The 26,151-nt window shown below is 41.4% G+C and carries 25 protein-coding genes and 1 tRNA gene; 12 read left to right on the top strand and 14 right to left on the bottom strand.

Annotation, left to right across the window (positions count from 1 at the left end):
* Positions 1-4: 4 nt before the first annotated feature.
* Genes FHG64_RS16580 through guaA form a run of 3 tightly spaced genes read right to left on the bottom strand, consistent with a single transcriptional unit; the run spans position 5 to position 3,938 of the window.
* Positions 5-403, bottom strand: a complete 399-nt coding sequence (locus tag FHG64_RS16580) for an OsmC family protein (RefSeq protein WP_139067437.1) — start codon at positions 401-403, stop codon at positions 5-7.
* A 3-nt stretch (positions 404-406) separates the two neighbouring features.
* Positions 407-2,350 carry a PBP1 and LysM peptidoglycan-binding domain-containing protein gene (locus FHG64_RS16575; protein WP_139067436.1) on the bottom strand — a complete coding sequence of 648 codons (1,944 nt, stop codon included), beginning with the start codon at positions 2,348-2,350 and terminating at the stop codon, positions 407-409.
* A 55-nt stretch (positions 2,351-2,405) separates the two neighbouring features.
* The gene (gene guaA / locus FHG64_RS16570) at positions 2,406-3,938 is read right to left on the bottom strand and encodes a glutamine-hydrolyzing GMP synthase (RefSeq protein ID WP_139067435.1); all 1,533 of its coding nucleotides are present in this window, start codon (positions 3,936-3,938) and stop codon (positions 2,406-2,408) included.
* A gap of 79 nt (positions 3,939-4,017) precedes the next feature.
* Here guaA and FHG64_RS16565 point away from each other — a divergent pair, with 79 nt between their 5' ends.
* Positions 4,018-4,743: an SIMPL domain-containing protein gene (locus FHG64_RS16565; protein WP_139067434.1), complete on the top strand. Its 726-nt coding sequence runs from the start codon at positions 4,018-4,020 to the stop codon at positions 4,741-4,743.
* A gap of 137 nt (positions 4,744-4,880) precedes the next feature.
* Positions 4,881-5,426 (top strand): pyridoxamine 5'-phosphate oxidase family protein, encoded by a 546-nt coding sequence (locus tag FHG64_RS16560; protein WP_139067433.1) that lies wholly within the window; start codon positions 4,881-4,883, stop codon positions 5,424-5,426.
* Between the two features lie 593 nt (positions 5,427-6,019).
* Here the strand turns inward: FHG64_RS16560 and FHG64_RS16555 are convergent.
* From FHG64_RS16555 to FHG64_RS16545, 3 genes are all read right to left on the bottom strand, one after another.
* Positions 6,020-6,095: transfer RNA gene (locus FHG64_RS16555), tRNA-His, on the bottom strand.
* 59 nt (positions 6,096-6,154) lie between these two features.
* Positions 6,155-6,871 carry a bacillithiol biosynthesis deacetylase BshB1 gene (gene bshB1, locus FHG64_RS16550; protein WP_139067432.1) on the bottom strand — a complete coding sequence of 239 codons (717 nt, stop codon included), beginning with the start codon at positions 6,869-6,871 and terminating at the stop codon, positions 6,155-6,157.
* Between the two features lie 51 nt (positions 6,872-6,922).
* Complete coding sequence (locus FHG64_RS16545) at positions 6,923-8,077, bottom strand: trans-sulfuration enzyme family protein (RefSeq protein WP_139067431.1); 1,155 nt, start codon at positions 8,075-8,077, stop codon at positions 6,923-6,925.
* Positions 8,078-8,256: 179 nt separating this feature from the next.
* Between FHG64_RS16545 and hutI the strand changes: the two genes are divergently transcribed.
* From hutI to FHG64_RS16520, 5 genes are all read left to right on the top strand, one after another.
* Positions 8,257-9,495 (top strand): imidazolonepropionase, encoded by a 1,239-nt coding sequence (hutI, locus tag FHG64_RS16540; protein ID WP_139067430.1) that lies wholly within the window; start codon positions 8,257-8,259, stop codon positions 9,493-9,495.
* Positions 9,495-10,499: a formimidoylglutamase gene (locus tag FHG64_RS16535; RefSeq protein WP_139067429.1), complete on the top strand. Its 1,005-nt coding sequence runs from the start codon at positions 9,495-9,497 to the stop codon at positions 10,497-10,499. Before hutI ends, FHG64_RS16535 begins: the two co-directional genes overlap by 1 nt.
* A complete protein-coding gene (locus FHG64_RS16530; protein WP_139067428.1) occupies positions 10,496-10,855 on the top strand; it encodes a DUF1622 domain-containing protein in 360 nt (119 codons plus the stop codon). Before FHG64_RS16535 ends, FHG64_RS16530 begins: the two co-directional genes overlap by 4 nt.
* Positions 10,852-11,316 (top strand): GNAT family N-acetyltransferase, encoded by a 465-nt coding sequence (locus tag FHG64_RS16525; RefSeq protein ID WP_139067427.1) that lies wholly within the window; start codon positions 10,852-10,854, stop codon positions 11,314-11,316. Before FHG64_RS16530 ends, FHG64_RS16525 begins: the two co-directional genes overlap by 4 nt.
* Before the next feature lie 64 nt (positions 11,317-11,380).
* Complete coding sequence (locus FHG64_RS16520) at positions 11,381-12,184, top strand: MBL fold metallo-hydrolase (protein WP_139067426.1); 804 nt, start codon at positions 11,381-11,383, stop codon at positions 12,182-12,184.
* Here the strand turns inward: FHG64_RS16520 and FHG64_RS16515 are convergent.
* The 3 genes from FHG64_RS16515 to glyA form a co-directional block, all read right to left on the bottom strand.
* Positions 12,181-13,137, bottom strand: coding sequence for a DUF6929 family protein (locus FHG64_RS16515; RefSeq protein WP_139067425.1), 957 nt, complete (start codon positions 13,135-13,137; stop codon positions 12,181-12,183). The two genes, FHG64_RS16520 and FHG64_RS16515, sit on opposite strands and share 4 nt — an antisense overlap.
* A complete protein-coding gene (gene treA / locus FHG64_RS16510) occupies positions 13,134-14,810 on the bottom strand; it encodes an alpha,alpha-trehalase TreA (protein WP_246054159.1) in 1,677 nt (558 codons plus the stop codon). Before treA ends, FHG64_RS16515 begins: the two co-directional genes overlap by 4 nt.
* Before the next feature lie 121 nt (positions 14,811-14,931).
* Positions 14,932-16,206, bottom strand: coding sequence for a serine hydroxymethyltransferase (glyA, locus tag FHG64_RS16505; RefSeq protein WP_139067424.1), 1,275 nt, complete (start codon positions 16,204-16,206; stop codon positions 14,932-14,934).
* Positions 16,207-16,315: 109 nt separating this feature from the next.
* Here glyA and fahA point away from each other — a divergent pair, with 109 nt between their 5' ends.
* The gene (fahA, locus tag FHG64_RS16500) at positions 16,316-17,614 is read left to right on the top strand and encodes a fumarylacetoacetase (protein ID WP_139067423.1); all 1,299 of its coding nucleotides are present in this window, start codon (positions 16,316-16,318) and stop codon (positions 17,612-17,614) included.
* Positions 17,615-17,688: 74 nt separating this feature from the next.
* Here the strand turns inward: fahA and FHG64_RS16495 are convergent, their stop codons facing one another.
* The 4 genes from FHG64_RS16495 to ytxJ all read right to left on the bottom strand — a co-directional run bounded on the left by FHG64_RS16495 (position 17,689) and on the right by ytxJ (position 19,491).
* Positions 17,689-18,039 carry a hypothetical protein gene (locus FHG64_RS16495; RefSeq protein WP_139067422.1) on the bottom strand — a complete coding sequence of 117 codons (351 nt, stop codon included), beginning with the start codon at positions 18,037-18,039 and terminating at the stop codon, positions 17,689-17,691.
* A gap of 48 nt (positions 18,040-18,087) precedes the next feature.
* Positions 18,088-18,324, bottom strand: a complete 237-nt coding sequence (locus FHG64_RS16490) for a hypothetical protein (protein WP_139067421.1) — start codon at positions 18,322-18,324, stop codon at positions 18,088-18,090.
* 347 nt (positions 18,325-18,671) lie between these two features.
* On the bottom strand, positions 18,672-18,965 hold the full coding sequence (locus FHG64_RS16485) for a hypothetical protein (RefSeq protein ID WP_139067420.1): 294 nt from the start codon (positions 18,963-18,965) through the stop codon (positions 18,672-18,674).
* A 127-nt stretch (positions 18,966-19,092) separates the two neighbouring features.
* Entirely contained in the window at positions 19,093-19,491 is a 399-nt protein-coding gene (gene ytxJ, locus FHG64_RS16480; protein ID WP_139067419.1) for a bacillithiol system redox-active protein YtxJ, read from the bottom strand.
* Positions 19,492-19,726: 235 nt separating this feature from the next.
* Here ytxJ and clpB point away from each other — a divergent pair, with 235 nt between their 5' ends.
* Positions 19,727-22,330: an ATP-dependent chaperone ClpB gene (clpB, locus tag FHG64_RS16475; protein ID WP_139067418.1), complete on the top strand. Its 2,604-nt coding sequence runs from the start codon at positions 19,727-19,729 to the stop codon at positions 22,328-22,330.
* 68 nt (positions 22,331-22,398) lie between these two features.
* Here clpB and FHG64_RS16470 read toward each other — a convergent pair whose 3' ends face one another.
* Complete coding sequence (locus FHG64_RS16470; protein WP_139067417.1) at positions 22,399-22,584, bottom strand: CsbD family protein; 186 nt, start codon at positions 22,582-22,584, stop codon at positions 22,399-22,401.
* Between the two features lie 154 nt (positions 22,585-22,738).
* On the opposite strand from FHG64_RS16470, the gene FHG64_RS16465 reads away from it, so the two are divergent.
* The 3 genes from FHG64_RS16465 to FHG64_RS16455 all read left to right on the top strand — a co-directional run bounded on the left by FHG64_RS16465 (position 22,739) and on the right by FHG64_RS16455 (position 25,799).
* A complete protein-coding gene (locus tag FHG64_RS16465) occupies positions 22,739-23,833 on the top strand; it encodes an esterase-like activity of phytase family protein (RefSeq protein ID WP_139067416.1) in 1,095 nt (364 codons plus the stop codon).
* A 4-nt stretch (positions 23,834-23,837) separates the two neighbouring features.
* A complete protein-coding gene (locus tag FHG64_RS16460) occupies positions 23,838-24,371 on the top strand; it encodes a SixA phosphatase family protein (RefSeq protein WP_139067415.1) in 534 nt (177 codons plus the stop codon).
* A gap of 189 nt (positions 24,372-24,560) precedes the next feature.
* Entirely contained in the window at positions 24,561-25,799 is a 1,239-nt protein-coding gene (locus FHG64_RS16455) for a DEAD/DEAH box helicase (protein ID WP_139067414.1), read from the top strand.
* The last annotated feature ends 352 nt before the right edge of the window (positions 25,800-26,151 follow it).

Here is a 26,151-nt window from a genome sequence, read left to right as displayed (position 1 = left end):
AAAGTTAGTAATTAAAGGCGATCACCTTTTCAATGTCGGGGTGAAGGCTGTAAATTACAGGGCAAGTCCTTGCTGCATTTTCCAGGATGGTCTTCTGCTTTTTATCAAAACTTTGATTAAAAAAGAATTCTACCTCGATTTTGGAGATACGTCTTGGGTCTGCAGCCATGTGCTTGGTAACCTGTGCAAAGGTATTTTCAATATCTATACCAAGATCTCTTGCCTTGATACCCATTATGGTTAACATACAAGAGGCCAGCGCAGTCGCAACAGTATCTGTGGGGGAAAAGGCTTCCCCGTTTCCCTGATTGTCAACAGGTGCGTCTGTAATAAATACATTTCCACTTTGTAAATGCTCACAGGAAGTTCTAAGATTTCCTTTATATGTTACTTTGGAGGTCATGGACTATCGGGCTACACTTAAGGTTAGATCATCATTATAATGCATGATGTAAATAGCATCATTATAGAATCCTCCATTTGCCTTTGGCCTGTAACTAAATTTGTTCTCCACATATTCGGTTAAAATGTTGGCTCTTACAGATTCTTCCAGGGAACTCATTGCCGCAAGTCTTAGCAAAATGTCAAGGGTTAGATCATAACCTCTTACAGTATAGTTATTGGGAACATATCCATATTTTGACTTATACTTGTCGATGAACATATCGCTCACCGTTTCATCAAACTCCTTATATTCAGAAGGGAAATGAAAGTTAAGTCTTCCCAAATGATCATTGGCCAGTACATTACTGTCAAAAGAAGAATTCTTATTGGTGGTGAACAAGGTGATCTTATTATTCCTTGCCAGTCTGTTAAGGGCAGAAGTTGCACTGCTTAAAAGTCCAACGCTTTCAGATTCCAGGATCACCCAGTTTTCTCTGTCTTTAAGGATGGAGGTCGCAATACTTCCCTCACTAATATTATTGTCTGATGGATTCACAATTCTGGAACCTGGAATTGCATTATTTAACCTGTTCCTTAAGGCAGCGTTTTTGCCATCTGCAATGATGATGACATTCTTGCCCTGTGAATTATTACGTATATAGTCTATCATAGCATCCCTCAACATATCATCACTTGGCCTGGCCTGATATAAATTGGGCATCCACCGCAATTCCCGGTTAGTAAGCGGTGAGATTACAGGAATTCCCGTTGCGGAAAGCCTGGATGCGGCTTCCTCACTGGTGGCCTGGTATAAAGGCCCTATTACCGCATCTACATTGGAAAAGTTGTTGGATTGTATGATAGAAGTAACCTTCCCTGCCTGTCGTTGTGTATCAAAAACCTGGAGGTTAGTTGATATCCCCAATTCCTTTGCTCTTTCCAGGGCCATCATCACCCCGCTATAAAAATCCAGCGAAACCCTCATTACCCTGTCATTCTCAATTACATTTTTGGAATTGGAAATAGTATCATTATTGATCTTGTTCAAATTAAAAGGCAACATTAATACAAGGTTTTTGGTACTTCTGTCCTTGATGTTATCCTCCAGCCTGGTAGCTCGCGCCTCTCCGGCTGCAGTCTCTGTTACTTCAACCTCAATATCCTCCAGTTCCCTTCCCCTGGCATCCCTGGTTGGAACTTTTAAGACCATCCCCGATTTTAGACCATCCCTTAATCCAGGGTTTAAAGCCATTAAAGAATCTCTGTCTACCTGGAACCGCTGGGTAAGACCGAAAATAGTCTCCTGGGGCTGCACTTCATAAAACTGGAAAGCATCATCTGTAATAATAACCGGTTCATCTATGACATTGGTAGCTACCTTGATCATCATGCCCGGTTGCAGGACATCCACCTTTGGATTAAGTTTTTCAAGTTCCTCCACCGTCATCCCATATTTCCTTGCAATCCCAAATTTGGTTTCTTTTGGCAGGATGATATGTTCGCGGGTTTTGGTAATTTGAACAGGAGGAGGACCCTGGGCCACCGCTTTGGGAAGAGGAGTTTCGGTTTTCGCATATACCGGAATACTTACTTCCTCTCCCTGTTGAAGTTCTTTTGAATATAGATGTTTATTATACTTTTTAATCTCATCTATGTCAACATTATACCGTTGGGACAAACCAAAGAGTGTTTCTTTTTTTTCAACCTTATGGTATTTAAAAGAAACAGGTTCACTGGTGTTAACCACTTTTTCTTCCTGAAGCGGGATCACCAGTTTGGAACCCACGTTCACCCCATTACGGGCATCGGGATTCAATTTATAGATAGCTTCTGCAGAAATATTATATTTTTGAGCGATCCTGTAGACATTTTCCTCGGGGGCAACTGTATGATACTTATATGCCTGCCCAAAGGCCGTTAAGGAAATTACCTGAAAGAACAGGCACATCATTATTAAATACTTCATTTGTCTTTTATTTCGTTTGACGCAGCCCTAAACCCTTTATGACCTGCACCTTATATTATTCCCATTCGATGGTAGCCGGTGGTTTCGAACTAATGTCATACACCACTCTATTAACGCCTTTTACCCTATTTATTATTGTATTGGATGTTTTTTGCAGGAAATCATAAGGTAGATTAACCCAGTCTGCAGTCATACCATCTGTAGATTCAACAGCCCGAAGCGCCACCACTTTCTCATAAGTTCTTTCATCACCCATTACTCCCACAGAGCTTACCGGAAGTAATATAGCACCGGCCTGCCACACCTTATCATAAAGCATCCACTCCTTTAATCCATTGATGAATATCGCATCTACTTCCTGTAGGATCCTCACCTTCTCTGCCGTTACATCTCCCAGGATCCTAATTGCCAATCCCGGCCCCGGGAAAGGGTGCCTGCCAAGAATGCTGTCACTTATTTCCAGCTCTGCCCCCACTCTTCTTACCTCATCTTTGAACAACATCTTCAAAGGCTCTACTACTTCAAGTTTCATAAAGTCCGGCAGTCCTCCCACATTATGGTGGGATTTAATAGTTGCTGAAGGTCCCCCGTTGACAGATACACTTTCGATCACATCGGGATAAATAGTTCCCTGTGCAAGATACTTCACATCTTCAATACGGTGAGCTTCATCATCAAAGACCTCTATAAAGGCATTTCCTATTGCCTTGCGCTTATCTTCAGGATCACTTACTCCTGCAAGCGCATCCAAGAAACGTGCCGAAGCATCTACCCCTTTTACATTAAGCCCCATATCCTTGTATTGCTCAAGGACACTTTCAAATTCGCCTTTTCTTAAAAGCCCGTTGTTAACAAAAATGCAATAAAGGTTTTTTCCTATTGCTTTATGAAGTAGCACTGCAGCAACGCTGGAGTCAACTCCCCCGCTTAAACCAAGTACCACTTTATCATCGCCAATTCGTTCCTTAAGGGCTCCCACTGTCATGTCCACGAAAGCTTCAGGTGTCCAGGTCTGCGGCACACCAGCTATGTTTACAAGGAAGTTCTCGAGCAGCTGTTTCCCATCGGTCGAATGATATACTTCAGGATGAAATTGTATTGCGAATGTATCTTCCCCATCTATTCTATAAGCGGCATTAAGTACATCGCTTGTGCTTGCCAGCCTTACGGCTCTTTCAGGAAGCTCTTTTATGGTATCACTGTGACTCATCCATACCTGTGAATTTTCCACGATGCCTTCAAATAAAGCTTCCCCGTCTTTAATTACAGAGAGATTTGCACGGCCATATTCGCGTATTTCAGAGGCTTCAACCTTTCCTCCATTGAAGTGGGCCAGATATTGGGCACCATAGCAAACTGCAAGGACCGGTAGTTTTCCCCTAATTTGGGAAAGGTCCGGGTGCGGTGCATCTTCTCCTCTTACAGAGAAAGGGCTTCCCGAGAGGATCACTGCTTTAAAACCTGAAAGGTCATTAGGTATTTTGTTATAAGGATGGATCTCGCAGTAGATGTTGAGCTCTCTTACACGTCTGGCAATTAATTGTGTATACTGCGACCCGAAGTCTAAAATGAGTACGTTTTTTTGCATAGGCAAAAATAGTAATTTGAACCAATAATGACCTATGCTAACTTTAATTTTATACCTTTAGATAGCTAATTTCCCCTATATGAAATACATCACTGCAATCATATTTTCAATCGCCATTGTTCTTGCCTCGCTGTTTCTTGGAAATGCTTATGTCAAAAGAGCTCAACCCCAGGGTGTGATCGCTGTGACGGGATCTGGAAGCGAGAATTTCACATCAGATCTTATTGTTTGGGAAGGCCGTTTTAGCCGGATGAGCCCAGACCTGAAACAGGCTTATGATGAAGTAAACAGGGATAAGGAAACTGTGAGAAAATATCTTATTGATAAAGGCATTCCTGCAAATAATATTGTCTTTAATTCAGTGCAAACGATTGAACAGCAGGAGAACCAGTATCAAAACGGAAATTACGTAGGTAGTACTTTTAAAGGTTACGAATTAGTACAAACTATAAAAATAGAATCGAATGATGTGGAACTTATTGAAAATGTCTCCCGGGAGATCACAGAACTACTAAATCTGGGAGTACAGTTCAATTCCTCTCCTCCAAGATATTATTACACCAAAATCGCAGATCTTAAGATCGCTATGATCTCAAAGGCTACGGAAGATGCAAGGCTAAGAGCTGAGAAGATCGCAGAAAACAGCGGCGAAAAACTTGGGGATCTTAACAGCGCCACGATGGGTGTTTTCCAGATCACAGGGCAAAATAGCGGGGAGGATTACAGCTGGAGTGGAGCCTATAATACTCAGGATAAAAACAAAACAGCCTCAATTACCATGAGGCTTGAATATGAGATCGATTAACACGCCATTCTTTTGTAACTTCTAAACTATCTATAAAGGGTTATTTTATATTTTTTTCTTAAATTTAAGAAACCGGGAATATAAAAAAGATTCATTTCCTGAACGATCTATTCATTCCGGGATCTTAAAACTTTATTATGCTTAACGATCTTTTTACTGAAACCTGGAAAGAACTTGAATGTGGAGCCAGGGAGGAGAACCACCCCTTCAATATTTGCAGCCTGGCTACGTTTGAAACCCCCACCCAAATAAAACAACGCTTTGTCAACTTGAGGAAGGTTACAAAAAAGAAGAGTTTGCTATTTTATACTGATATTAGGTCCTCTAAAATTGAGCATCTACGGGCCAACCCCGCCGCCAGTGTGGTATTTTACAACCACCTGCTGCATTTACAACTATTTTTACGCGGCAAGATCAAATTACATACCGATGATGAACTTTGGGAAGACCACCGCTTGAAGGTAGACGGCAGGTCTATTAATGATTATAACACTAAATACCCCCCGGGAAAAAAGATAAAAAATCCCCTTGAGGTGAAGAGGACCAATGATCTCAATTTTGCCGTACTTGAACTGGTACCCGATGGAATAGAGTATCTCAAATTACGTGCAGAGCCCAATAGACTAAGAGCGCTTTTCGAGAAAAAAGATGAAGAGTGGGAGAAAACTTTTCTTATTCCATGATAGTATTGAGTATTGAGTATTGAGAAGTGAGTATTGAGCATTGAGTGTTGAGAAGTGAGTATTGAGAAGTGAGTATTGAGTATTGAGTATTGAGAAGTGAGTATTGAGTCATTATTGTCCGGTACAAGAATTTAGACCGCTTCCGCTGCTGGAATATAGAACCTGGACTAAAATATATGTCTATGGAAATACGAGATTTATTCAATTTTAAAAAGCCTTGATTCTTAAACTATTTTAGTTTCAAAACCACCCCAATGTGGAGGTTGACAAGACCTCGGACTATATGTAGCATGGCTTAACTTAAATTCACATTAATTTAATCGGATACCAATGAGTATTGAGTATTGAGTATTGAGTATTGAGAAGTGAGAAGTGAGAAGTGAGAAGTGAGAAGTGAGAAGTGAGATAAGTTAGAAGATGTGAGATGTGAGAAATTCAAAGGAGTAAAAAATATAGAATTCTTCCTGTTTAGATTAACTACAATTTTTGCTTAGTCCCCAACAATCATGCTTGATCCGAAATAAGGTTCTGGTATAAAGTCAATAAGTTATAAGCAAAAAAAAGCTCCTTAGTTTCCTAAGGAGCCTTAAAAAGGGTGGAAGACCGGGTTCGAACCGGCGACCTCCTGAACCACAATCAGGCGCTCTAACCAGCTGAGCTACAACCACCATTTATTAGCGGTTGCAAATGTATATTATTTCTGTAATTCTGCAAAGAAAAAAATAAAATTAAATTAGGTCAAAAATGGAATCTACTGCAGCATAGCGCTCTACAGTAAAGCCCTCAGCGTGATCTGTCCCTATGAGCCGGCCAAGGTCGCGGGCCCTGTAAGTTATACTATCCAAAAAGTTATCACTCGAAATAGGAGTACTGGGTTCCTTACTATTTTCATCGTAAAATTGTGTTTTATACGCTTTTACCGAGGCAAGCTTTTTGTCCATATACCCTGAAATATCCACTACTACATCTGGCTCCAGGTTTTTCCACTGTATATAATGATATACCAGCTTAGGCCTCCAGGCTTCCTGCTTTTCACCTTCGTAGGTCGTTTCCACTTTTCGTAGACCGCTAAGAAAACAGGATTCACTTACAAGATTAGCACCTCTCCCGTGGTCAATATGCCTGTCCTCTTTCGCATTGCACAAAACAATCTCTGGCCTGTATTTTCTAAGGATCTTTATAACCTCAAGTTGGTGCGCTTCATCATTTAAGAAATAGGCATCGCGAAAACCAAGGTTGTGGCGCATACTTACTCCAAGAATCTCTGCAGCGGCGGCAGCTTCTTCCTTCCGGGTTTCAGCAGTGCCCCGTGTGCCCATTTCGCCCCGGGTAAGATCCAGGATCCCCACTTTCTTTCCCCTGTCCACTTCCTTTGCAAGGGTGCCGGAACAACTAAGTTCTACATCATCGGGGTGTGCTCCTACTGCAAGTATGTCTAATTTCATTCTATTATAAATTTTAATGCTTAAGATGTTTTTTCCTTTACCCGGGAAAAACTAAGCTCTCACTTCTTTTAAAGCCTGTTCAATATCTGCTATGAGATCCTTTTTCTCTTCGATCCCTACAGAGAACCTTAAGAGCCCATCCTTTATCCCCTGCTTCTCCCTTTCTTCAGGAGTTAGCAGGCCGTGGGAGGTTTTGCTGGGAGATAGAATTGTAGACTCCACTCCTGCCAGACTCATGCTGGACTTTATTAGTTTCAGTTTTTTCTGAAAAATATCAGCATCCAGCCCATCCCTTAGTTCAAAGGATAACATTCCGCCAAATCCTTTCATTTGTTCTTTTGCAAGTTCATGATCCGGATGGGATTCCAGGCCGGGATAATATACCCTGGCCACATCCGGATGATTTTCCAGATACTTTGCCAGTTTTCCTGCATTTTTATTCTGGGCCTTCACCCTTAGCCCCATTGTTTTGATACTTCGCTCCAGCAACCAAACAGTATAATCGCTGAGGCTGCCTCCAAAATTCTTAGCCAGCTGGAAGATAGTATCCATATGTTCTTTTGAAGAGATCAGCGCCCCTGCCAGAATATCACTGTGGCCGCCCATATATTTGGTAGCCGAGTGGATGACAATATCAATTCCCAGCTTAATTGGGTTTTGATTTACCGGGGAGGCAAATGTATTGTCTATCATACTCACAAGATTGTGCTTCTTTGCAATCCCTGCTACGGCCTGTACATCTGTAATGGTGAGCAAGGGATTGGAGGGGGTTTCAATATAAATGACTTTTGTGTTTTCTTTTATTTCTGCTTCAAAGCTTGCAGGTTTGCAATCTACTGTGAAGGAATATTCTATTCCAAATTTATCAAATTCCTCTACCACCAGGTTGCTTGTCCCGCCATAGAGGGTGTTTTGAAATACCACGTGGTCCCCTTTATGCAAAAATGCCATAAGAGCAGTACTCACTGCAGCCATCCCGCTGCCAAAAATAAGGGCCTCTTCTCCATATTCAAGAGTGGCTATTTTTTTTGCCAGGGCAACCTGGTTAGGGGTATTGAAATAACGGGGATAGCGTTTTACCTCAACATCTTCAAAAGCATAGGAAGTTGACATATATAATGGGGAAACAGCTCCTTTATAAACACTGTCTTCAAGTTCGCCGGCATGAGTACAAAGAGTATTTAAGCCGTGGGATTTGTGGTCCATAAATTTTACGGGGATTTAAATTTTAAAACAAGGCTCTAAGGTAAAAAGAAAAAACCGAAATAGTATCTCACCTTCACCCCTTCATCCTACCCTTCGGCAATTATAATAATCCTATATACAATCCAATACTTTGCCTTGTTATAGCCGGATGTTCCGGGCGACTTTTTTATCTTTACTCTATGAAAGCACTATACATCAACATTCAGGACCTTGTACAGGTAAGAAAAAAACCTATAGAAAAACTTTCCGGCAGGGAAATGAAAGAACTTCCCACGATCCAAAATGCCTGGTTATTAACAGAAAATGGTACTATTACCGATTTTGGGCATATGGATGATCTGCCAAAATTCAGTAATATCAAAGACATCAACCTGGAAGGTAAGATCGTTTTACCTGCCTGGTGCGATTCACATACCCATATTGTGTATGCCGGGAACCGGGAGCAGGAATTTGTTGACCGTATAAATGGATTAACCTATGAGGAGGTCGCCAATCGTGGCGGCGGGATTCTCAACAGCGCCAGGACGCTACAGGAAACCACTGAAGAAGAACTCTACAGGCAATCCTCTGCCCGCCTGGAAGAGGTAATCAAACTGGGTACAGGTGCCATAGAAATCAAATCTGGCTACGGACTTACTAAAGAAGCTGAACTAAAAATGCTGAGGGTGATTAAGAAGCTGAAGGAAAATTATGAGATCCCAATTAAGGCCACCTTCCTTGGGGCACACGCCCTCCCAAATGAGTATAAGGAGAAAAGAGAAGAGTATATAGATTTCGTGATCAAGGAAATCCTACCTGATGTAGCCAACCAGAAACTGGCGGACTATATAGACATTTTTTGTGAAAAAGGATATTTCACCATTAAAGATACTAACAAGCTACTGCAGGCGGGTAAGCGATATGGGCTTACACCAAAGATCCATGTGAACCAATTCAACGCCATAGGAGGAGTGAAAGCCGGAGTGGAACATGATGCTTTAAGTGTAGATCACCTGGAAGTGATGCGGGAAGAAGACATCGAAGTGCTAAAAGGGACCTCCACCATGCCGGTGGCCTTACCCGGCTGCTCTCTTTTCCTGGGTATCCCCTATACCCCTGCAAGGCAAATACTGGATGCAGGCCTGCCCCTGGCACTGGCAACCGATTATAATCCCGGTAGCGCCCCCAGCGGGAATATGAACCTGGTGGTATCCCTTGCCTGCATTAAAATGAAGATGACCCCAGAGGAAGCTATAAATGCTGCTACTATTAATGCTGCCTTTGCCATGGGCCTTTCAAAAACCCATGGAAGTATCACAAAAGGCAAGGCTGCAAATTTCATTATAACTAAAAAGATCCCCTCCTATTCACACCTCCCCTATTCTTTTGGAAACAATGAAATAGAAGCGGTATATATTAATGGTAAAAAATTTAATTAATGGAGAATTTTAAGATCTACAACTCCAGGACCGTTGAAAAATTAATCATTACCCGGGAGGGAGAAACCAAATTTGGCGAGAAAATCAAATTTGTTGAAGGTTTTGAACAACTTAAGAATATACCTGCAAAATACGTTCTAGTCGGCATACCCGAAGATATAGGGGTTAGGGCAAATCGTGGAAAGGAAGGCACTGCAAAAGCCTGGCACGTAGCTTTAAAATCCCTTCTGAATGTCCAGTCAAATCGCTACAGCAATGCAGAAGACTTAATACTGCTGGGAGAAATTGAATGCCGGGAATATCTTGCCAAAGCTGAAAATCTTGGCCATGAAGACCCTCATTATTTTGAGAAGATGGGAGATCTTGTGTCACAAATTGATTCGGCAGTAACAAGGGTAATTGAAAAAATTGTTAGCCTGGGGAAGATCCCAATTATAATTGGAGGTGGCCATAATAATGCTTATGGAAATATAAAAGGCAGCAGCCAGGCATTAAAAAAACCAATTAATATTTTAAATATTGATGCACATACAGACCTGCGAAGGCTTGAGCACCGCCATAGCGGGAATGGGTTTAGTTATGCACGAAAAGAAGGATTTCTTGGAAAGTACCGCGTTTTTGGAGTACACCAAAATTATACGCCCGCCTATATCTTTGAACAGATGGATGCTGCTCAAAATGACCAGTACAGGTTATTTGAACACCTGGTAAGAAAATCCTCCCAGCAAATACTTACTGCCTTTAGAGAGGAACTAGACACGATCTCACAGGAGGAATTTGGACTGGAGCTCGATGTGGACGCAATTAGGGATTTTCCCAGCAGTGCCCAAACCCCCAGCGGATTCTCGTTTAATATGGTACGCAATTTTGTCGCCCTGGCATCAGAAGAAGAGAATATAAAATACATACATATTTGTGAAGCGGCCCCTACCGCAAATACTGAAGCCAGTGTAGGCAAGGCGTTAAGTTACTTCATAACCGATATTATAAGCACAGGAATATGAGCGAGACCTTCGATCTTGTTGTACGCACTGCGGCAACTGTTATAGAAAGTATTGGAATTCTTATTATTGTGGTGGGAGCCTTGATCTCCCTTGGAAGATTCCTTTTAAAAAAACAGGGAACAGATTACAGGTCTTTCCAGGCAATTCGGGAAGAATTGGGCCGTGCGATTTTACTGGGACTGGAATTCCTGGTGGCGGCAGATATTATAATGACCGTGGTATATGATGCCACCCTCGAAAGAATAATCAACCTTGGCCTGATCATTCTAATAAGAACATTCTTAAGCTTTGCCCTCGAGATCGAAGGGAAATTACCCTGGAAGCAAAGTGACCATAAAACCCTGGGAAAAAAATGAATGTAGAAATAATACCGTTCCAAAATGAATATGCCGGTGATTTTAAAGAACTTAATATAGCCTGGCTTGAAAAATATTTTTGGGTAGAACCTCACGATGAGGAAGTGTTGGGGAAACCGCAGCAGTATATCCTGGATCCAGGTGGTAATATCTTCTTTGTGAAAGAAGGAGAAAAGATCATAGGGACCGTAGCTTTAATGAAGATTGAAGAAGGAATATTTGAGCTCACCAAAATGGCAATTACCCCTGCAGCCCAGGGTAAAAGGATTGGACAGAAGTTGATGGAGCATTGCCTTAATTATGCGAAAGAAAAGGGGTGGGAAAAATTAATTATCTATTCTAACCGTAAACTTGAAAATGCCATTCATATTTATAAAAAATATGGTTTTAAGGAGATCCCTATTGAAGGTAAAAATCCCTATGCCCGGGGAGATATAAAACTGGAACTGCCGTTGTATTAAAACTTTCTTAATAAAATGAAGTCTTTTATTGCCGTTCCCTAACTTTAACAAAAATCAAGTTATTATGAAACAGTTAATTACATTATCCATTTTTGTTATCACTTTTACATCCTGCAAGAATGAAACCCGTGAAAATGAAGATTATGATTCCCAGGTCACAGAGGCATCGAAAAATGTTGATCAGGAAAGAAATGTAGAGGAGATAACTATAGAACCTGTTTCTCATGCCACGGCAATTATAAAATGGGGTGATGTGATCATCTATAACGACCCAACCGGTGGTGCAGCTGCCTTCGAAGGGAAGGAAGAACCAGATTTTGTCCTTATTTCTGATATACATGGAGATCATATGAATGCCGAAACTTTAAAGGCGCTGGAGCTTGGAGAAACCCAGATCATTGTTCCAAAAGCAGTGAAAGATCAGCTCCCTGCAGAGCTTCAGGAGAACCTGGTAGTTTTGAATAACGGGGAGAGCCGTGAATTCCGGGGTTTTGATATTGAAGCCGTTCCTATGTACAATCTGCCTGAGGATGAAGAATCCAGGCATCCCAAAGGAAGGGGAAATGGATATATTCTTGAGAAGGACGGGCAACGCTTATATATCGCGGGTGATACTGAAGGAATTGATGAAATGAGGAACCTGCAGGACATAGATATGGCCTTGATCCCTATGAACCTTCCCTACACAATGGATGTAGAACAGGCGGCAGATGCCGTACTGGCCTTTAAACCTAAGCAGGTTTACCCTTATCATTACAGAGGACAGGACGGCCTGGCCGATGTCGAAAAATTTAAGGAGCTGGTAAATGCAGGCAATGAAGAGATTGAGGTGGTGCTGCTTGAGTGGTATCCAAACCAGTCAAATTAAAGGCCGGTAAGCCTCGCTTTTATAATTTCTGAAATATCCCCATCACTGTCAGTCACCATCAGGAGATCATATTCCCCTCTGGTGGTTGTCGAAATGCTTGTAATGGATTCAATTTTTTTCTGAAGTTTCACCCCATTAAAAGTAAGTTTTATCCAGAGTGGCTGTACCTTCTCTTTTAATTCTTTTAAAGTAAGTACACCCACGTAACTTCCAAGTACTTCCCCGTCATCTATCCAGTTGTCGGTATCTTCAACACTGGCTGTTATGAGGAATATTTCTTCACCAGGGATAAAAGTCACCCCAGAAAAGCCTGCCTTCACCCCATCAATTTCAGGAAGTTCAAACTCAAAGAATTCTGCTGCGGGTAAAGATGCCGGTTGAGTTAAGAACTTCTCAAATTCAGAAATATTTATTTTGAATATCATATTATTGCCCCTGTTGAAAAGGTATAGGTGCTCCCCCGCAACTTCGGCCCCTTCAATATTAAAATCACTTCCAGGGATTTGTGCCTTAGACCTTAGGTCCTTGTAAAAATCAACCAGAGAAAACTGCCTGGATAGCGGTTCCCCTTCAGCATCAAAAACAATAAGAACATCCCTCTCCTTATACCGGGAACCTGATCCAAAGAGCCACAATTTATTTTCTGCTTCCTTTGGTTTACATAAAGCCTCAAGATCTGGTTTTACAGCTTTTTCAAACAGGCTGTCGGTACTCTTTAGTTCAGGGAATAAAAGATGCTTTTCTTCAACCTGGAGATCCTTATTTAACCTGAAAATGTAAGGAGTGTTATCTCCAATCACAAAGAGATCACCATGTAGATTTTCTATTCCTGATGCCGATGCCACACCCTGGAGTTCCCGGATCTCCTGTATTGAAATATCCGGTTGCTGCCCCTGGCAACTTCCTTTATTTATCATTGTAAAACCGGCGATAAGTATGATAAGGATCCTCATTCATCCATAAATGTTCTGCCGGACCTTTCATTCACCAGTTTTTGATATACCCCGTTGGTCCACCCAAATCCATCCTGGGTGGGATATTCTCCCCCACCACTTTCTCTGGAAAGGTCCTGCACGTTATATTTCTCAAGCATTTTAAAGGTGCGCTTGTAGACTCCTGTGTTCAACTGCAGCCAACGGTTCTTAACATCTATGGCCAGGGCTGTTTCCCCATAATTCCTTAAACCCTGGATGGTTACCCACTGTAGTGGCGCCCAGCCATTTGGTGCATCCCATTGCTGCCCTGTTTCATAAGGGGTTGTTACTACTCCTCCCGGCTTGAGGAAAGTCCTTTCAACTGTTCTTGTTACTTTATTCGCCCTATCCTCATAAGCAATATTAAAAAAAAGTGGGTATACTCCTGCAAGGGAAAGCACCGGGGTATGTTTTTCTTCGGGAAGGTTATAGTCCATATAAAATCCTTCTTCCTCACTCCAAAAATATTTTTCAATGGCATTTTTTCTGGCCTCTGCCCTCATATGGAATTCTGCCGCCCCGGCTTCATTTCCGGTAAGCTCATATACAGCGGCTATCCTGGCCTCGAGGTTGTAAAGGAGGGAATTAAGATCTACAGGCACTATATTGGTAGTATGTATTGAAGAGAGCTTAAAATCCCCATTCTCATCACGCTCAAGCCACCTGCTGGAAAAATCCCAGCCAGACTCTGCTGCAGCCCGTAGATTCCTGTAAACTTCAGCTTTTGTTCTATTGGGAAACATTCTTATGGCCTCCTCTGCAGTTTCAACATCTTCCCTGTAACTTTCCGGGCGTGGGGTGTCATATTCATCCCAATACCGGTTAAGCACCTCCCCTTCAGGCATCTTCACCACCCTTTTTGAAACAGGATTGGAGTGAGTAAGAGCTTCAGAATCCCTCATCCAAAATTCGTACTCCTTTTCCAGGTAAGGGAGATATTTCGCATACACTTCATCCCCCTCAATTTCTGCAAGAAGCTCCACCATTTTTGAATAAAAAGGGGGCTGTGACCTCCCCAGGTAATAGGTGCGGTTTCCATTTGGAATAAACCCATAGGTATCGATCAAATAGGAAAAATTATCAACCATATTCTTTATGGTTTCTACCTCCCCGTCTACCTGCAATCCCAACATTGTAAAATAACTATCCCAATAATAAATTTCCCTGAACCTGCCCCCGGGAACAATATAGGGATGCGGCAAAGGCATCAAGGTGCCAGATTCCACCTCATCTGCCGGGCGTTTCAATACTTCCCATAACTGGGAGATATTCTTTTGGATGGGAAGGGAGTCACTTTGGAACGTGTTATAATTTTCTGGAATTATAAAATGCTCTTCAAGAAAATTGAGTAAAAAGGGTGTTGACCTATTTTCAAGACGTGAATATTTAAGTCTAATCTCGTCCACCTCTGTAAATGGAATAGCATCCACAAACGTCTTACTGTCGGGGAAGATAGCCTCATCCTGCTGTACATCATAGAACAGGTCTCCATAGAGCTCTTCAGGCGGTAGGATCACAGCATCCCGTGTCCCGGTGCCGGTATCTTTAACCTGGGCACAGGAAGAAAATAATAGAAGTATAAATAAAGTTAAAAGACGGGAATGGGAGAACAATTGCATACTAGTGAATTTATTCAAATTTACGTTTTTCATTCAAGTAATAGTTAAAGTTGAAGGATTACTAACTGTTTTCCAAATCTTTATCAAAAATTTCACCTCACAAAAAAAGTGCTACCCAAAAGGCAGCACTTTTTATATTTATTTGAAAGAAAGATTAGGCACTAAAAAGTGGCCGTCCCTGCATCATATTTAGAACTTCTTCCTTCACCTCTGCAAGTTTGGTTTCATCTTCAAAATTACTTACCACTGTATCTATAAGTTCTACTATCCTGCTCATATCATCCTCTTTTAAACCTCTTGTTGTAACTGCAGGAGTACCAATCCTTATTCCCGAAGTTACAAAAGGAGATTTATCATCAAATGGAACCATGTTCTTGTTCACGGTGATCTCTGCTTTCCCAAGAGCCTCTTCTGCCTGCTTACCTGTGATGTTTTTATTTCGCAGATCTATAAGCATCATATGATTGTCTGTCCCACCCGAGATCACGTTGAAATCCTTGTTCATAAATGCCTGGGCAAGTGCTTTGGCATTCTTCTTAACCTGCACAGTGTAATAAAGAAATTCATCTGTGAGTGCTTCTCCAAATGCTACTGCCTTTGCAGCAATAATGTGTTCGAGGGGCCCTCCCTGGTTACCCGGGAAGACACCGCTATCCAGCAGGGCCGACATTTTCTTAAGATTTCCATTTTTAAGTTTTTCACCAAACGGGTTGTCAAAATCCTTCCCCATCATAATGATCCCTCCACGCGGTCCTCTCAAAGTCTTATGAGTAGTAGAGGTCACGACATGGCAATGAGGAATGGGATCGCTAAGAAGTCCTTTTGCGATCAATCCTGCCGGGTGTGCAATATCTGCAAAGAGTATTGCACCCACACCATCTGCTATCTCACGGAATCTTTTGTAATCTATTTCACGAGAGTAGGCAGATGCTCCTGCGATTATCATTTTTGGCTTCTCGCGTTTGGCAATTTCCTCTACCTCATCATAATCAATAAGCCCGGTTTCCTTATTCACTCCATAAAATACAGGCTCATATAATCTCCCTGAAAAGTTCACAGGAGAACCATGTGTTAAATGCCCCCCATGCGACAGGTCAAAACCAAGGAACTTATCCCCCGGCTTCATACAGGCATGGAAGACGGCTGTATTGGCCTGGGAACCGGAGTGCGGCTGGACGTTGGCATACTCTGCATTAAAGAGTTCCTTAAGCCTATCTATGGCAAGATTTTCTACTTTATCCACTACTTCACATCCGCCATAATAGCGTTTTCCCGGGTAACCTTCAGCATACTTATTTGTGAGTACAGAACCTGCTGCTTCAAGCACCTGTTCACTCACGAAATTTTCACTTGCAATTAATTCAAGGCCGTTGATTTGACGGTTTTTTTCTTCGTTTATAAGATCAAAAATTTCGGTATCTCGTTGCATGTTAATTTTTTACGTTAAATATTCACCAAAAGTAATAATTCCATTCGGTTAATACAGGGAAAATAATATATTTGAATAGAATTGAATTAAGAATAAAACAAAAAATTATATGCCTATTACAGCAAATGATCCCAAACGAAAAACGTGGCTGGACACTCCTGAAAATACAGATTTCCCTATTCAGAACATACCGTTCGGGGTCTTTTTAACCCGGGATGACATCATCACCATAGGAACCAGGATTGGGGATTATGCAATAGACCTTGGGGCCCTTCACCAGCTGGGATACTTTGAAGGTATACCTTTAACCGATGATATTTTTCTACAGGATTCCCTTAACGATTTCATATCAGACGGGAAGAAGACCTGGAGGCTCGTTAGGAACCGAATCGCTGAAATTTTTGACACAAAGAACGAAAAACTAAAGAATAACCAGGACCACCGTAATATTGTCCTTTTCACTCTTGACGAGATTGAAATGCAACTTCCTGTACAGGTGGGTGATTATACAGATTTTTATTCCAGTAAGGAGCACGCAACCAATGTAGGGACCATGTTCAGGGATCCTGAAAATGCCTTGCTCCCAAACTGGTTACACATTCCCGTAGGTTATCACGGGAGGAGCTCTTCAATCATTCCAAGCGGGATCCCGGTACACCGCCCACAAGGTCAAACCCTCCCGGCAGGAGCAAAAGAGCCGGTTTTTGGACCTTCTAAACTCGTGGATTTTGAACTTGAAATGGCTTTTATCACAACAGATGCCAATCCTCTGGGGGAACCTATTCCTATTGATGAGGCAGAGGAATATATCTTTGGACTTGTCCTTTTTAATGACTGGAGCGCCCGGGATATTCAAAAATGGGAATATGTTCCATTAGGCCCATTCCTGGCGAAGAATTTCGCGTCATCTGTCTCTCCCTGGATCGTGACTCTGGATGCATTGGAACCTTTCAGGACTGAAAGTCCTAAACCTGAAAAAGAATTGTTGCCATACCTGCAATTCTCTGGCAAAAAAAGCTTTGACATAAAACTGGAAGTTTCCCTAAAACCTGAAAATGGAGAAGAAACTACTGTCACAAGATCAAACTTTAAATATATGTACTGGAATATGAGTCAGCAACTGGCTCACCATACCATTAATGGCTGCCCTGTAAATTCAGGTGATATGATGGGATCGGGAACAATTTCAGGACCCACCCCAGATTCTTACGGCTCTATGCTGGAATTATCCTGGAGAGGAGAAAAACCCGTAAAATTGAAGGATGGTAGTGAACGCAAATTTATTGAAGATAATGATACCGTTATTATGCGGGGCTATTGCGAAAGCCAGGACAGGAGAATTGGATTTGGGGAGGTAAGCACAAAATTATTACCTGTATTCCAGCCAAAGAAAAATAACTCGAGATAAATTTTTAATAGTATTTATTTCAAAAAAGCCATCCTTTCGGGTGGCTTTTTTCATTGGTATATAATAGAGTGTTACTAGTCTACTCTCCTGTCTTTGGAAGCATTTTCTTTATCGATTGTTTGTTGCCTTTCAGAAGCTTTGTCTCCCACTCTGCCACGGTTGTTATCCCCTCCCTGCAGGTCATTATGGGTCTCTTCATCTACCTGTTCATCTTTGGCTCTCGTATTCTGGTTCTCGATATTTTCAGATTCGGTATTTTCACTATAACTCCTGGGACTTGCCTGTTGTCTTCTTTGAACCTGGTCCCAATTTCTGTTTCGCTCTCGCTTCTCTTTATTTTTTACATTGGTTGATTCCTCCCTGTTCATTTTCATATCATCCAGGTTCTTATCCCTGTTGCGATCTCTTTGCTCCTTGTTTTCCATATCAATAAATTATTTGTTGTTGCTTTAAAATTTAAGAATAGCAGGTTTCTATTTCCCTTGATTTTCCCAATCTTTTCTATCCCGGTCTGTTACTTTCTTATCAACTGCACCCTGTTTACCACCTTGTTGACCCCTTTCCTGTTTAGAGCCCAAATTTCCATCCTTTGAAGAAGATTTTTTTTGTTTATCCTCTTTTTCCGTACTTCCTCTTTCCTGTTGTTTTTTCTGATCTTTCTGTGGATTTCTTTGATCTGTTTCAGGAATTTTATCTTTTTTATTTTCCATAATGAGCTATTTTATTTTCCATAATGAGCTATTTTTAAATCCCAAACAGTTTTCAATTTAGTTAACCGAAAAAATTTTAATCCCCTGGTTTGCAAACTTTAACACGCATCTCTAAAAGGAATACTAATAAGAGCTTTTTGCCGTAGCAAATTCAAGGGGCTAATGGGTATGAGGAAAAGTTCACCATTATCACTTTCAATATTATACACGATCAATCTACTCCTCCTAAAATTAAAGCCTTCCTGTCTTGGGATTTTTTCTGGCGAATGATACCTGGTCCTGCAGGAATAAATAAAAAAAGCCACCGTTGCTGTCAACGATGGCCTTTAAAAATATAAAAGAATGGGTTACCTTCTTTCATCATTCATTTCATCTTCATCTTCCAGTCTTCCCTGCCTGCGCCCACTGCTTTGTGGTCCTGTTTGGCCTTCCTGTCTTTGTTGATGTTCCTGTCCTCCAGCCTGCTGCTTTCTCTTTCTTTCCTCTTCCCCGGGTTCATTTCCCTGTTGATGTCTTGCATCACCTTGGGATTGATCCTGATTCCTACCCTGGGCCTGCTGTTGATTTCTTTGCTGGTCCTGGTTCCTTTGATCCTGATTTCTCTGGTTTTGATCGCGGTCGCGATTTCCCTGATTTTCCATAAAAATTATATTTAAAAAGGTTAATAAATCCTTTTCAATATACTACCATCATTTTTTTGTAATAATCTGATTAGCATACTTTAACAACAAAATATAAAAATATATTAAGTTAATCCTGCTGCAGTTATTAAGCTACAAATTGCGACAAACTAGCTGCTCCTACCTCGCTGTGGGAAGCGTCATATACCACCTTCCCTTCCTTAATAATAATAAGCTGCGGACTTTCGTGTGGTACATTAAATTTTGCGGCGATCCTATTTGAAACAGACCTGTAATTTAAAAGGTCCAGGAAGTAAAGTTTTATTTTACCTTCCTCAATATTATATTCCTGCTCAAATTGTCTTAACACCATCCTGCTTATCCCACAACTGGTGGAATGTTTGAGAATAGCCACTGGGGTTTCATTAGAAAGCTCGGCAATTTCATCCAGCGTTTCTTCATCTGTCAACTGCGTCCAGGGAACCTTTTTTATTTCATCCTTCGCAATATCTCTTTCACTTTTAAACATTTTATCAAAAAATCCCATAGTTCTATTTTTATAATAATGATAAAAATAAAGGATATCCAATAAAATTTTCCATACCAAATTATTAAATTTTACAATCTGAAGGTGAGACGTGAATTGAAAATGTGGTAAATTTAAGGGTGATCTACTTCTATACCGTCAAAATGTCTGTTAAAAGCATAGATTAATCGGTCATTTTGTCCTGTACCCCCTGCTGGTATATGAATTGTTATCTTCCTTAAAAATTAAATGACCTATGAACTTTAACAACTTTACTATAAAATCACAGGAAGCCATCCAGCAAGCCCAGCAGCTTGCACAGGAATTAGGCCACCAGCAAATAGAGAATGAACATATTTTCAAAGCCATTACAATGGTAGACGAAAATGTTACACCGTTCATTCTTAAGAAACTTAATATCAATGTCAATCTTTTCAACCAGATTCTGGACAATACACTTCAAAGTTTTCCTAAGGTTAGTGGTGGGGATATTATGCTCTCACGTGAGGGATCAAAGACTGTAAATGAGGCAGGGAGCGTTGCCAAGAAGATGAACGATGAATATGTCTCTGTAGAACACCTTATCCTGGCAATTTTCAAATCCTCCAGTAAGGTGGCCCAGATCCTGAAAGACCAGGGGGCTACTGAAAAAAGCTTAAAAGCGGCCATTGAGGAATTAAGAAAAGGAGACCGGGTAACCTCGCAAAGTGCAGAGGAAACATATAATTCCCTGAACAAATACGCCAAGAACCTCAACCAAATGGCAGAGGAAGGGAAACTCGATCCTGTAATTGGGAGGGATGAGGAAATACGACGGGTATTACAAATACTTTCCAGAAGGACAAAAAATAACCCTATGCTTGTAGGAGAACCCGGAGTGGGTAAAACTGCAATTGCTGAAGGCCTTGCCCACAGGATCATAGCAGGCGACATACCCGAGAATCTAAAAGACAAGCAAATATACTCCCTGGATATGGGTGCATTAATTGCAGGTGCCAAATATAAAGGTGAGTTTGAGGAGAGGCTGAAAGCTGTCGTTAAGGAGGTAACCTCCAGCGAGGGGAATATTGTCCTTTTTATTGATGAGATCCATACCCTGGTTGGTGCCGGTGGTGGACAGGGGGCTATGGATGCCGCAAACATCCTGAAACCTGCTTTGGCAAGAGGAGAATTGCGTGCAATTGGAGCCACTACCCTGGATGAATATCAAAAATACTTTGAAAAGGACAAAGCCCTGGAGCGTAGGTTCCAAAAGGTAGTAGTAGATGAACCAGATACAGAAAGTGCTATTTCCATTTTAAGGGGTATAAAAGAAAAATATGAGACCCATCATAAGGTACGTATTAAGGATGAGGCGATCATCGCTGCTGTGGAGCTTTCCCAAAGATATATCACGAACAGGTTTCTTCCAGATAAAGCCATTGACCTTATGGACGAGTCGGCCTCCAAGCTGCGAATGGAAATAAATTCCAAACCAGAAGAGCTGGATGTGCTGGACAGGAAGATCACCCAGCTGGAGATCGAGATAGAGGCCATCAAAAGGGAAAATGATGAGAATAAGCTGAAAATGCTTCGGGCAGACCTGGCAAATCTTAAAGAAGAGCGCAATGAACTTAACGCCCGCTGGAAAAATGAGAAGGAAGTTGTCGATAATATACAGACGGCAAAATCTGATATCGAGCAATTCAAACTGGAAGCTGAAAGAGCTGAACGGGAAGGAGATTATGGTAAGGTTGCTGAAATTCGCTACGGAAAGATCAAGGAAAGCCAGGAGCGCCTTGAAAAGTTACAGAAGGAACTGGATGAGAACCAGGACAGCCATACTCTCATTAAGGAAGAAGTAACCTATGAAGATATAGCCGAAGTTGTTGCAAAATGGACCGGGGTACCGGTGACAAAAATGCTGCAAAGCGAAAGAGAGAAGTTACTACGCCTTGAAGATGAACTACATAAGCGGGTCGTGGGACAGGAAGAAGCTATACAGGCTGTAAGTGACGCCGTAAGAAGAAGCAGGGCCGGCCTACAGGACCAGAAAAGACCTATAGGAACTTTCCTCTTCCTGGGAACTACAGGGGTAGGTAAAACAGAGCTGGCCAAGGCTTTGGCAGAATATCTTTTTGACGATGAAGCTGCAATGACCAGAATAGATATGAGTGAATACCAGGAAAGACATGCTGTGAGCAGGCTGGTTGGTGCGCCTCCGGGATATGTTGGATATGATGAAGGGGGGCAGTTGACAGAGGCTGTGCGAAGAAAACCTTATTCAGTTGTACTGCTGGATGAGATTGAGAAAGCTCAACCCGATACTTTCAATATCCTGCTGCAAGTTCTTGATGAGGGCCGACTTACCGATAATAAAGGCAGACTTGCAGATTTTAAGAACACAATTATTATAATGACCTCAAACATGGGATCGCACATCATCCAGGAAAAATTTGAGGCTGTAAAAGATATTGATACAGCCATGGAAAGTGCCAAGAATGAAGTTTTAGGCCTGCTTAAACAAAGTGTGCGCCCAGAGTTCATAAACAGGATAGACGATATTGTGATGTTCACGCCATTGTCCAAAAACGATATTCGTAAAATTGTGGACCTGCAGCTAAGGAATGTGAAGCAAATGCTATCAAAGCAGGGAATTGTTCTTGATGCTACAGAGGAGGCTATCAAATTCCTCGCTGCCCGTGGCTTTGATCCTCAATTTGGTGCAAGGCCGGTAAAACGGGTTGTGCAACGGGAAGTTCTCAATAAGCTATCCAAGGAAATACTTTCTGGCAAGGTGACAACAGATAGCATTATACTGCTGGATGAATTTGATGACAACCTGGTGTTCAGGAACCAGGAAACTGTTGATGTGGAATAAATGAACTTTTTTTAAAAACAAAAGAGGCTGCCTTTTTGGGACAGCCTCTTTTTTATTCCTTATCGAGATTAAAGTCTATCAATCTCTCTTTTTAGATCTTCCTTGGATTTTCCAGTTTTCTCCTGCAGTCTACCTAACATTTCGTCAAATTTACCTTCAGAGTACGTGGTATCATCATCGGTAACATTCGCATAGTTTTGCTTGAATTTACCTTTAACCTGTTTCCATTTTCCTTCTAATTGATCATCATTCATAACTATTGGTTTTTAGTAATTAATAATAATTAAAGATACTATTTGAGCATCTGCGTTTGTCTCAAGAATTTCACATATTTGTCTTAACGATTTGTTATTTTTGCAACCCCCCGGGATGCCGGCCTTCTAAATGATTAACTTCTAAGGATTTTTAATGAAAAATTACCTCTTTACTCTTTTCCTGCTTCTGGTTCTCACCTCTTGCGGAACAAGTAAACAGTTGAACACCAACAACCTGGAATTGACATTTCTAAATGATTATATTATTCCTGAAGATCTTGAAGTTGGCGGTACAATAGTAGGTGGCCTTTCCGGGATCGATTTTCACCAGGGAGATTATTACCTGGTTTGTGACCACCCCGGAAATCCTCGTTTTTACCGGGTTAAAATCCCAGTAAATCATTCTGGAATAGATACTGTTTTGTTTACAGAAGTAATTGAACTTCAGAAGGACCACGAATTCTTCAGCAACAACACCCTGGACCTGGAAGCAATAAGGTATGACAAAAACAGGAACGAAATTGTGCTAACCAGTGAAGGCTCCATTTTAAAAGGGCACGACCCGGCAATTTTTCATGTATCTCCTACAGGAGAGTTCATAAGAAAATACAACCTCCCAGAATATTTCCTTGCTTCAGGAGAACAAAAACCCAGAAATAACGGAGTATTTGAAGGCCTTACAGCAAGTGGAAGAGGTGGTTACTGGGCGGGGATGGAACTTCCGCTGGTAAAAGACGGTTCAAAGCCAAAACTGTTCCCTACCAAAAGCCCTGTAAGGATCACACATTTCAATGAAGCGGGCGAAGCTACCAGGCAATTTGTAATGCAGTTGGAGGGAATAACAAAGATCCCCTGGTTATATTTTGCAGTGAACGGTCTAACCGAACTTATTGAATATGCTCCCAATAGATTCCTGGTATTGGAAAGGGCCTTTTCTGCAGGACATGGAAGCCAGGGCAATACGGTAAGGATCTTTGATGTGGATGCCAGGCAGGCATCAAATACTCTTGAGATCTTAAACCTTCGAAAACAAGAATACACCGCAGCCAAAAAAACCCTTATCTTCGATTTTAAATCGGTACGAAAAGAACTTAAGGAAAATATAATTGATAATATTGAAGGGATGACCTTTGGCCCCATTCTTCCTAATGGGAACAGGACCCTTTTATTGATAAGTGATAACAATTTCAATTCCCTGGGGCGACAGATCAATCAGCTCATTCTTATGGAACTGAATATAAAAAATTAAATCTATGCGAAAATATCTTTTACTTTTTTTACCATTTATCATAGCTTGTAATTCAGGATCAAATAAGGATAAGCAAGTAATGGAGCAGGCAGATGACCTTGGATTAACCACCTATTATTTTATAAGGCATGCAGAAAAAGATACCAGCGATCCAGATAACCGGGATCCTGAACTTGCAGAAGAAGGCGTGGTAAGGGCTAAAAAATGGGCAGAGGTATTCAAAGAAGTCGATTTCGACCTGATATATTCCTCAAATTATAAACGTACCAGGGCAACCGCAGAGGCGGTAGCCGGTTCACAGCAAAAGGAAGTGACCATTTATGACGCCTCAAAATTAAATGACGAGGATTTTCAAAAAAACACTCCCGGTAAAACCGTTCTGGTAGTAGGGCACAGCAACACAAATCCAAAATTTGTGAACTATCTCCTCGAAGAAGAAAAATATAAGGATATTGAGGATACAGAAAGCGGCAGCCTTTTTATAGTTACGGTTGCACCAAATGGCCGGAAGACCTCGCAGGTACTTTATATTAATTGATCTTACTTTGAGGGTTGCATACTGTATACTGTAATTTGAAGGTTGTATATTGTATACGGTAAATTGTTTATAGGAAATACCCCATAAAAATAAATAAGGGAAACTTCAAATTTAGAAAATGTAGGCTAATCAAAACCTGCTAAAAAAGACATTATACACTATACTTTATACACTATACAACAAAAAAACATGACCTTCGAAGACTTACCTTTATCCACAGCAATACAACAGGGAATAGCCGAACTTGGACACCACACTCCTACTCCTGTTCAGGAAAAAGTGATCCCCGAGGTGCTCAGGAGGAATGATGTCCTGGCATCGGCACAGACGGGGACGGGAAAAACAGGTGCGTTTGCGATCCCTTTACTGCAGTTGCTGTACAAGCAGGTCTCTAAAGACCCTAAAGTAAAACATCCGTTAATCCTTATACTTAGTCCTACCCGGGAACTTGCTGTCCAGATAGAAGAAAATATTCGCAGCTATGCGAAGTTTACAGATATTAAAAGCGGGGTAGTTTTTGGTGGTGCTTCCATGCAGCCGCAAATAAATCTACTAAAAGATGGTGTTCATATCCTTGTGGCAACCCCGGGACGGCTTTTGGACCTTAGGAAACAGGGGTATGTAGACCTGGAAAAAATCGAGATCCTGGTGTTGGATGAGGCCGATCTTATGCTGGATATGGGCTTTATTGATGAAGTACAAAAGATCATACGACTCTCCCCAAACATTGAGCAGCGCCTTATGTTCTCTGCCACCATCCCGCCAAAAGTACAGGACCTTGCAAAGAACCTGCTGCAGGAGCCGGAGCGAATTGAAGTTGACGTGAATTCCTCTGCTGCCACGGAAGTAGACCAAAAGTTATACCTGGTACCAAAGCCTGACAAAACCGAACTTCTCCTGTTTGTAATGCGGAATGTGGTGAAGGAAAGCTCTGTTTTGATCTTTAGAAGGACAAAATTCGGGGTTGAAAAAGCCTTCGACTCCCTCTCTAAAAACGGATTTAAAGCAGAGGCCCTACACGGGGATAAAAGTCAGAGTGATCGAACCACTGCACTAAACAAATTTAAAAACAAAGAGGTAAACATCCTGGTGGCTACAGATGTGGCTGCAAGAGGCCTTGATATCGATCTCCTGGACTTTGTTCTCAACTTTGATATTCCCAACCTTCCCGAAGTTTACGTGCACAGGATAGGCCGTACAGGGCGGGCGGGAAATGTAGGAGCTTCCATTTCATTTTGCAGTGCAGATGAAAGGGATTACATAAAAAACATAGAAAAACTCATTGGATCAAAGATCCCTGTGGAAGAGAACAACCCCTATCCTCAGGATAAAGACGCCAAACCACCTGTACATAAAAAACAAGGTAGCAAGCATAAAAAAGGAAGAAAAGGGAGTGGATCGAAGTCAAATAAGAAGAGGTGGTATTGAAAGGAGACCGCTGGCGCTGCTAGATATTAGATATTAGACCGCTTCGCTTTTAGACTTGTTATTAGTTGTAAGTTGGCAAAAGTTGTAGGTTGTAGGTTGTAGGTTGCACGTTGTAGGTTGTAGGTTGTAGGTTGTAGGTTGTAGGTTAAAAAGTGAAAAGAGGAGAGTGGAGAGTAGAAAGTCCGGACATGGAAAAATAATTTTTTGATTTTCTTTTTAATAAATACTCATTTCCAGATTAACTCCGTGAAACTCCTTTTCAACTCCTGCGACTCTGTGCTTAAGCTTGAATTAATCTCGAGGAAATGAAAATTTTTTCTACATAATACTAAATAAAAAGGTCCAGACTCTA

This window comes from Antarcticibacterium flavum, from assembly GCF_006159205.1.
GTDB classification, from domain to species: domain Bacteria; phylum Bacteroidota; class Bacteroidia; order Flavobacteriales; family Flavobacteriaceae; genus Gillisia; species Gillisia flava.
Note: the sequence above shows the minus strand (reverse complement) of the source record. Positions and strands in the feature narration are given on the sequence as shown.